The 7637-nt window shown below is 74.9% G+C and carries 9 protein-coding genes and 1 pseudogene; 3 read left to right on the forward strand and 7 right to left on the reverse strand.

Going from position 1 to position 7637, the window contains the following annotated elements:
* Positions 1 to 45: 45 nt before the first annotated feature.
* From EAO77_RS12825 to ligD, 4 genes are all read right to left on the reverse strand, one after another.
* Positions 46 to 2130, reverse strand: a complete 2085-nt coding sequence (locus EAO77_RS12825; protein ID WP_147989104.1) for a HEAT repeat domain-containing protein — start codon at positions 2128 to 2130, stop codon at positions 46 to 48.
* 347 nt (positions 2131 to 2477) lie between these two features.
* A complete protein-coding gene (locus EAO77_RS12830) occupies positions 2478 to 2909 on the reverse strand; it encodes a nuclear transport factor 2 family protein (RefSeq protein ID WP_147988123.1) in 432 nt (143 codons plus the stop codon).
* Between the two features lie 103 nt (positions 2910 to 3012).
* Entirely contained in the window at positions 3013 to 3921 is a 909-nt protein-coding gene (locus tag EAO77_RS12835; RefSeq protein WP_261993881.1) for an ATP-dependent DNA ligase, read from the reverse strand.
* A complete protein-coding gene (gene ligD / locus EAO77_RS12840; protein WP_147988124.1) occupies positions 3918 to 4793 on the reverse strand; it encodes a non-homologous end-joining DNA ligase in 876 nt (291 codons plus the stop codon). Before ligD ends, EAO77_RS12835 begins: the two co-directional genes overlap by 4 nt.
* 127 nt (positions 4794 to 4920) lie before the next feature.
* Here ligD and EAO77_RS41300 point away from each other — a divergent pair.
* Positions 4921 to 5568, forward strand: a pseudogene (locus EAO77_RS41300) (Ku protein); the annotation flags it as partial.
* Here the strand turns inward: EAO77_RS41300 and EAO77_RS41305 are convergent.
* Positions 5490 to 6173, reverse strand: coding sequence for a pentapeptide repeat-containing protein (locus EAO77_RS41305; RefSeq protein ID WP_410088539.1), 684 nt, complete (start codon positions 6171 to 6173; stop codon positions 5490 to 5492). The pseudogene EAO77_RS41300 and the gene EAO77_RS41305 overlap by 79 nt on opposite strands.
* On the opposite strand from EAO77_RS41305, the gene EAO77_RS12850 reads away from it, so the two are divergent.
* On the forward strand, positions 6172 to 6804 hold the full coding sequence (locus EAO77_RS12850) for a hypothetical protein (protein WP_147988126.1): 633 nt from the start codon (positions 6172 to 6174) through the stop codon (positions 6802 to 6804). The two genes, EAO77_RS41305 and EAO77_RS12850, sit on opposite strands and share 2 nt — an antisense overlap.
* A 77-nt stretch (positions 6805 to 6881) precedes the next feature.
* Positions 6882 to 6956, forward strand: a complete 75-nt coding sequence (locus tag EAO77_RS41310; protein WP_372449862.1) for a 50S ribosomal protein bL37 — start codon at positions 6882 to 6884, stop codon at positions 6954 to 6956.
* A gap of 82 nt (positions 6957 to 7038) precedes the next feature.
* Here EAO77_RS41310 and EAO77_RS12855 read toward each other — a convergent pair whose 3' ends face one another.
* Together EAO77_RS12855 and EAO77_RS12860 are read right to left on the reverse strand one after the other, a co-directional pair.
* Complete coding sequence (locus tag EAO77_RS12855; RefSeq protein WP_147988127.1) at positions 7039 to 7242, reverse strand: acyl-CoA carboxylase subunit epsilon; 204 nt, start codon at positions 7240 to 7242, stop codon at positions 7039 to 7041.
* 20 nt (positions 7243 to 7262) lie between these two features.
* Positions 7263 to 7637 (reverse strand): carboxyl transferase domain-containing protein (locus tag EAO77_RS12860; protein WP_315986090.1); only part of this gene is annotated, 375 nt, incomplete at its 5' end.

A 7637-nucleotide genomic window follows, 5' to 3' on the forward strand; every position in this document is an offset into this window, starting at 1 on the left:
TCCGTCGTGATCCGCCACTCGCCGGTGGGCCGGGGCCCGTGCGGTTCACGGCGTCCCCGTGACCGCCCGCCTGCACAGCGCCAGCAGTCTCTCGTCCTCAAAGATGTCATGACCGCCCGTGCTGCCGCCCACCGCGTTGTGGCGGCGCAGCGTCAGCAGTTCGCGGTCCACCAGCCGGTCGGCGCCGTCCGCCTCCCGCGTCGACAGGTCGGCCAGCGCCCCGGCCACCCGCACCCGGGCGTGCGGCATCTCGGCCCACGCCCGGCGCAGCACCGGCCAGGCCCGGTCCGGATCGCCGGTCACGCGCCACAGTGCCGCCGCCGCCTCCACCCTGGTCCACGGCTCGGCCGACCACAGCAGCGAGCCGAGCAGGGGGGCGGCGGGGGCACCGGCCGCGCCGAGGCCGCCCACCACGGTGGCCGCCGCGCGCCGCCCGTCGTGGTCCGGCCCGCCCAGCAGGCCGCACAGCGCCGGCAGGACCGCGTCCGCGTCCCGCTCGATCGCCCAGAGCGCACCCGCGGCCCGCGCGCCGGCCTCGGGGGGCAGCCCGGCGGGCGGTGCGCAGAGCAGGGCCCGCAGTTCGGGGGCGGCGGGCGCGGCCGCCGGCCCGAAGGCGGTGAGCGTCCGCAGGGCCTCGCCGACGACCAGCTCGCGTCCGTGGTCCGGGGCGCCGCGCAGCACCCGCAGCACCGCGGGCACCGCGTCCGGCAGCAGGTCGGCCGCCCGCAGCGCCGACAGGCCCCGCAGGAGCGGAGTGGCCCGCTCGGGCAGACGCCCGTCCAGCCGGACCCCGGCGAGCAGGTCGCACAGGGCGGGCGCCAGCGGTGCCGCCGCCGTTCCCAGGCCGTCGAGCGAGGACGCCAGATCGCCGGCGGCGTCGCCCTGCCCGAGGATGCCGGCGAGGACCGGGACCACCCGCGGGTCGCCCGCCCTGACCAGTGCCATGACCGCGGGGCCCAGCCGGGCCGGGCCCTCGCCCCAGGAGCGCACCCAGCAGCCCGGGTCGGCCTCCACCCGCTCCAGCAGCGCGTCCGCGGCGGGCACGGCCAGCTGGAACAGGCCGCCCAGTACGCCGGCGGCCGCGTCCGCGAGCCGGGGCTCGCAGTCGCCGACCTGCTCCCCGAGCAGGACGACCAGGTCGTCGTAGGCGCCGCGCCAGGTGCGCAGCAGGTTCTCGCTCATCCGCACCGCGTCCAGCCGGCGGTCCCGGTCGGTCCTGCTCAGCTGGTCGGCGAGCAGGGCGATGCGGTCCTCCACCCGGTCGCCGAGACCGGTGTGGAGGGTGCGCAGCAGATCCGCGGTCCAGGGGGCCGCCAGGCCGGCCACCGCGGCCGCCCGGATCTCCCGGGGCGGACCGGTGAAGGAGGCCGGCAGCGGATCGGCGGCGGCTATCGCCGCCGCCTCCTCGTCCAGCCTGCGCAGCATCGTGTTCACCCAGGGCACGACGTCGTGCGGCAGCGCGGCGGGCGCGCAGCGGGCGAGCTGCGCGAGGGCGCCCAGGCGCAGGCCCGTGCAGTAGGCGGGGCCGGTGACGGTGGTCAGCCATTCGACGACGTCCGGCGTCAGGTCCTTGTGCCGGAGCGCTATCCGCCCGCCCGCCTCCACGCAGGCGAGGCGCACCTCGTCGTCCTTCTCGACCTCCAGCCGGTGCCGCAGCAGGCGCAGCACCCGTACCGGGTCGCTGTGCAGGCTCGCCAGCGTCAGCGGGACCACCAGCCGCACCTCGCGGTCGTGGTCCCCCGCCAGGTCCAGGAACACCTCGCAGCCCGCGGTGACCGCCGACGCGGCCATGGCGTAGTTGGCCGCGTCCTCGAATCCCTCGTCGTCGGGGTCCAGTTCGTCGTCGCCGTCGAGATCGATGCCGCCGATGCTCGTCAGCAGCTCGATGATCGCCGCCCGGTCCTCGACCAGCGGATCGGCCACGAGTTCCATCAGGAACGGTATGCAGGCGAGCGTCGAGTCGTAGACGTCGCCGTGGTGATGCACCGTCCCGTACATCCCGTCGAGCGCGCTCTCCCGTTCCGACGGGTCCGCGGACGCCAGTCCCCGCAGTAACTCCGGCACGTTGTCGGCCGGGCCGTAGGAATGCTCGAGAGAGGCCCAGTCGACCTCGTCGATCCCCGCGAACACCATTGCCCCCATCCAGGAACCCTTGCGCCGTCCATGTGTCTGGGGAGAGTGTGCCCCACGACCCGGACAGGGCGACCGGTATCACGCCGCTTGCCGTGCCGCCGGGCCGCCCCCGCCGGCCTGCTCGGCCGCCTCCCGTGCCGACACCGTGACCGCCGCTTGCGGGGAATGCGGTTGAACGGCGCACAATACCGGGTGCGGATCATCCTTTGTCGGGATCTTCCGGACGTGTGCGCCCGCCCGGGGCGGGCGCGGCACAACGGCCGGATCAAGGTGGTTCCCGCCCGGTACGGTCGGCGCGGGCTCTCGGCCGGCACCGGGCGGCACGGGTTGTCGACCGGTTCGGGTCAGCGCAGGTTCTCGCCCCAGCCGCTCTGGACCATGGTCTGGAACGCCCATCCGCCCTCCCGGCGGATCAGCACGTCCGCGTAGCGCAGCCGCTGGGTCGCCCCGCCCGCGGTCATGACCGAGTCGGTGAAGACGACGGCCATCGCGGGGGAGAGGAAGACGGGGGTGCGCTCGGAGGTGAACGAGAGGGCCTCGCCGCCCTGGCCCATCACCTGCGTCATGGTGGCGACGAACTGCTCCCGGTCCCACTGGGCCGAGGCGCCCGTGCCGGCGGCGTCGTCGCTGACCAGGTTGAGCGGGAAGACGGCCATGTCGGCCATGCCCTCCACGTCCCGCGCGGCGCTGAGCGCGTCGTAGGCCGCGAACCACCGCTCGATCTCCGCCAGGTCCTCGGGGGTGGGGGTGTATCCGGTCTCGGGCAGGGTGGTCATGCGGACTCCTCGCTGTTCACGTGGGCTGCCGGGTGCCCGAAGGTACTGCCCGCCTCCCTCGGTAGTCAAACTTGATTAATAGGGGGACCGGCCCGGCCCCGGGTCATGGCTCCTGCTCCTGGGGCAGCCGCAGCCGCAGCACCGTGACGACCGGGTGCCGGGTCGTCCCCAGCTCCACCTCGGCCGTCGTGCCCGCCGCCACGAGCCGGTAGGCGACCTCGCCCACACCGACCGCCGTCGCCGTGCCCCCGCCCGCGAGCATCCGGCCGGCGAGGACCGCCCCGGCCTGGGCGCGCAGCGCCGGCGGGAGCGGGGCCGAGACCACCGGGGTGTCGTCGTCCGGCAGCGTCAGGACCAGCGCGGACGGGCGCGCCGGCGGGCCGGTGAAGCCGGTCACCGCCGCGTCCCTCCCGGTCGTGTGCCGCAGCTTGCGCCAGGCGCGGCTCCCGCCCCGGTACGCCTGGTCCACCCGCTTGATCACCAGCCCCTCGACGCCGATCGTGTGCAGCGTCCCGAACCACGTCAGCGCCTCGTCCGCGTCCCGTGTCATCGGCACCGGCTGCAACGGCGGCCCCAGCGGACCCACCAGCGCCTCCAGCCGTGCCCGCCGCTCCCCGTACGGGAGCGGCCGCAGGTCCTCGCCGTCCTCCGCGAGCAGGTCGAACGCCGCGTACGAGGCGGGCAGCGCCCGGGCGAGCGCGGGCGCCCGGGAGGCGGTGGCGGCCGCCCGGCGCTGCACGGCCGCGAAGTCGGTGCGGCCCTGACGCCACACGACGACCTCCCCGTCGAGCACCGTCCCGTCCGGCAGCCGCCGCGCCGCGCCGGCGAGGTCGGGGAACGCGCCCGTCACGATCCGCCCGGACCGCGCCTGGAGCAGCACCCCCGCCTCCCGCACGAAGACCACCATCCGGTGACCGTCGAACTTGGGCTCGTAGGCGAGGTCCGCCCCGCGCGGCAGGGAGCTCACCGGCTCCGCCGACGCCACCCGCAGCGGAGGGCCCGGAGCGCTCACGGCAGGCTCCCCGGACGCTCCGGGTCGGCCAGCGGCGCGAGCAGGTCCCCCAGACGCGCGAGGCGCGGGGCGATGTCGCCGATCGTGAACACCAGCTCGCCGCCCGCCGCGATCTCGTCCCAGCTCACGGGGGCCGAGACGGTCGGCTCGGCGCGGGCCCGCAGGGTGTAGGGGGTGGCCGTGGTCTTCGCCGCCGCGTTCTGGCTGTGGTCGACGAAGACCTTCCCCGGCCGCAGCGCCCGCGCCATCCGGTGCAGCACCAGCCGGGGCAGCGCCGCCTCGCCGGCCACGGCCAGCGCCTTCGCATAGGCCGACACCCGCGCGGACGGCGTCGGCGTGAGCGGGACGAGCAGGTGGAGGCCCTTGGAACCCGAGGTCTTCGCGTACGCGTCGAGGCCGTCCTCCGCCAGCCGGTCGCGCAGCCAGAGCGCGACCTCGCAGCACTCGTCGATCCCGGCCGGCGGGCCGGGGTCGAGGTCGAACACCATGCGGTCGGCGACGCCCGGATCACCGGCCCGCCACTGCGGGGTGTGGAACTCGACCACCAGATTGGCCGCCCACACCAGCGACGCCAGGCCGTCCACGACGACCTGGCGGGCGCCGGGGTCCTCGGAGCGCGGGACCGGGGCCGTGCGCACCCATCCGGGCATCCCCTGGGGCGGGTTCTTGGTGAAGAACACCTGCCCGCCGGGCCCGTCCGGATAGCGCAGGAAGGAGACCGGCCGGTCCCTCAGATGGGGGAGGATCACCTCCGCCGTGACGGCGTAGTAGTGGACGATCTCGCCCTTGGTGGTCCCGGTGGCGGGGTGGATGACCTTGTCCAGATTGGTGAGCGTCAGCCGTCGCCCCTCCACCTCGGTGATCGGCGTCATACGATGAGAATCCCATGATTTCGGGACCAAAGGGATTTCGGGACCAAAGGCACGGAAGGGGCACGGCGTGCGCTCGATATGGAACGGTGCGATCTCCTTCGGGCTGGTCAGCATTCCGGTCAAGCTCATGAACGCGACCGAGAACCACTCGCTCTCCTTCCGCCAGATCCATGCCGCCGACGGGGGCAGGATCCGCTACCGCAAGGTGTGCGAGCTGGAGGAGAAGGAGGTCTCGGGCGACGAGATCGGCAAGGCGTACGAGGACGCCGACGGCTCGATGATCCCCATCACGGACGAGGACCTCGCCGCCCTTCCGCTCCCCACGGCGAAGACGATCGAGATCGTGGCCTTCGTGCCCGCCTCCGAGATCGACCCCCTCCAGATGGACACCGCCTACTACCTGGCGTCCAACGGGGTGCCCGCGGCCAAGCCGTACACGCTGCTGCGCGAGGCGCTCCGGCGGAGCCGGAAGGTGGCCGTCGCCAAGTTCGCCCTGCGGGGCCGCGAACGCCTCGGCATGCTCAGGGTCGTCGACGACGTCATCACCCTGCACGGGCTGCTGTGGCCCGACGAGATCCGCGAACCGGACACGGCGGCCCCGGGCAGCGACGTGACCGTTCGCGACGCCGAACTCGACCTGGCCGACGCCCTCATGGACACGCTCGGCGAGGTCGACCTGGACTCGCTCCACGACGACTACCGCGAGGCGGTCGAGGCGATGATCGCCGCGAAGGTCGAGGGCGGCGGCGAGACGGCCGGGGCCGAGGGGCCCGCCGACACGGGCGGCAAGGTCATCGACCTGATGGCGGCCCTGGAGGGCAGCGTGCGGGCGGCCCGGGAGGCGCGCGGCGGCGACAGCGGCGGGGGCGCCGAGGTCACCCCGCTGAAGCGCCCGTCGGGACGCAGGGCGCCGACGGGCGGCAGGTCCGCGGCGAAGGCCGGGAGTGCGGCGAAGGCGGGCGCGCCGGAGAAGTCCGCGCCGGAGAAGTCCGCGCCGGAGAAGTCCGCGCCGGAGAAGTCCGCGCCGGGCAAGAGGGCTTCCGGGAAGGCGGCCGGGTCGGGCAGGGCGGCGTCCGGGAAGGCGGCCGGATCGTCGGGTCCGGCCCGGCGCGCGGGGTCCTCGGCGAAGGAGGAGACCGGGGCCGCCCGGAAGAGCACGGCGAAGAAGACCGCCGCCGCGTCCTCGGCGTCCTCCGCCAGGAAGTCCACCGCCACCTCGTCGGCCGGGAGGACGGCCGCGAAGAGGACCGTGAAGTCCTCGGCGAAGAAGACCGCGTCACGCGGGCGCAGTTCGGCGTGAGCCCGGCCGCCCCCGGCCGGTGCGATACTCCAGCCGGGGCCGCCCGGTGAGCCGGGGCGGCAGGGGAGGGGAGTCCGCATGACGGAGTCCGTGGGGGAGGCGAGCGCCGAAGAGCGCCGCGGACGCACGGTCAGGATCCTGCTGGCGGTCGCCGCGGTGGGGGCTGCGGCCCTGCCCGCGGGCCTGTGGGCGGCACGTCCCGGGGGTCTGCTCCTGCTCGCACGCGTCTTCGACCACCCGCTGCTGTTCGGCTGGGTGACCGCCGGCGCGCTGACCGCGGCCGCCCTGGTCGGCCTGCGGCGCACGGCGCTGCGGGTGCTGGTGGGGGTGCTGGCGGGCGCGTGCGCGCTCGTCGCCGTGCCCCTGTCGCTGCTGCTCGTGATGTTCTCGCTGCCGTGGCCCGAGACGACCCTCGACCGCGCCGCGCCGGAACGGGACGACCGCCGGCTCGTGGTCGAGGAGGGCGCCGACATGATCGACCCGGTGTGGTGGGTGTCCCTCGACACCGGCAGCGGTCTCGGCGTGCGCCGCTGGCCCCTCGCGTGCTTCAACGGCGACGACCCCGCCGACGCGCTGACGGAGGCGGCCTGGGAGGGGCCGCACCGCCTGCGGCTGGTCTCGGGCGAGGGCGAGGAGGCCCGCACCCAGTACGTCGACGTCGACCCCGCCACGGGCAGGCCGGGCCCGGCCGAGGACCGGGGCGCGTGCTGAGCGGCCTCGCGGAGCTGTCGGAGCCGGCCCTAGACTGGCCAGCGCCCGTAATGTCCCGGAAAAGGGAGATGGTCGGTATGTCGAAACGAGGGAACAAGCGCCGCGCCCGGAAGAAGAAGGGCGCGAACCACGGCAAGCGCCCCAATTGCTGAAGGCGTCACGCGGTGCGTGACACCGCCGCCGGGAGCCGGACCCGCTGTGCCGGGTCCGGCTCCCGGCGTGCGGCCCGCCGCCTCAGGAGCCGCCCTGCCAGGAGTGGGCGGTGAGGAAGGCGGGGCGTGGCGCCGGGAGCCGGCCGGCGGGGCGGCCGGGCGGGGGGACGGGCGCGCCGCGCGCCCCCGCGCGTGCCATCAGGACCGCCGTCACGGCGGCCAGTTCGACGGGATCCGCGTGCCCCTTCGTCACATGCAGCAGGGGCTGTGTGCTGCCGGTTTCCACAGGTCGCTCCTCGACGCTGGTCACTGCGGGGGGTTGCCGTGCTTGCGGGACGGCAGGTCGGCGTGCTTGGTGCGGAGCATGGCGAGGGACCTGATGAGGACCTCGCGGGTCTCGGCCGGGTCGATGACGTCGTCGACGAGGCCGCGCTCCGCGGCGTAGTAGGGGTGCATCAGCTCGGCCTTGTACTCCTTGACCATGCGGGTGCGCATGGCCTCGGAGTCCTCGGCCTCGGCGATCTGGCGGCGGAAGATGACGTTCGCCGCGCCCTCGGCGCCCATGACCGCGATCTCGTTGGTCGGCCAGGCGTAGGTGAGGTCGGCGCCGATCGACTGGGAGTCCATGACGATGTAGGCGCCGCCGTAGGCCTTGCGCAGGATCAGGGAGATCCGCGGCAC

The organism is Streptomyces sp. T39 (genome assembly GCF_008042045.1).
GTDB lineage: Bacteria > Actinomycetota > Actinomycetes > Streptomycetales > Streptomycetaceae > Streptomyces.